Raw genomic sequence first — 536 nt, forward strand, 5'->3', positions numbered from 1 at the left:
GCGCTACAATATTACGCAAAAGATAAGATTACAGACAAAACAGACGTAGTTAAAATGATTGGTTACAACTCAGAAGGCACTATCATTGATACAAAAGACGTATCTGTTGCTGGACCAGAAAGCTTGGTTGGCGCAATCACGATTAACCCAAGTAACTTTGCAATCTCTACCGATTCTTATGTCAAAGGTACATTCACAGGTAATGTGAAAACTGTTTCCCTTGTTGTAAATGGTGTAGAATCAGCAAAAGTTGGCGTGATTGACGGTACAACATGGCAGTATTACGCAAAAGGTAAAATTTTAAAACCAACAGATGTTGTTTCTGTCAAAGCATACAACGCTGCGGGTACATTAGTAGACACGAAAACATTAACGGTAACTCAAAACCCAGCAGGAACAAGCACGATCGTACCAGCTGCTTTCAAACTGAAAACAGATACAAATGTGAAAGGTACTTTCACTGGAAGCGTGAAATATGTAGCGCTGAAAGTAGGCGATACTGTGTACAGTAAAGTAGCCGTTGTAGATGGCACTAA

Annotated in this window: 1 protein-coding gene; it reads left to right on the top strand. The window is 39.7% G+C overall.

Annotated elements, in window-relative coordinates; translation table 11 throughout:
- The coding region (locus tag HPK16_RS16590; protein ID WP_343064828.1) for an immunoglobulin-like domain-containing protein at positions 1–536 on the top strand (536 nt) is incomplete at both ends.

Source organism: Paenilisteria rustica (genome assembly GCF_013820765.1).
Taxonomy (GTDB): domain Bacteria; phylum Bacillota; class Bacilli; order Lactobacillales; family Listeriaceae; genus Listeria_A; species Listeria_A rustica.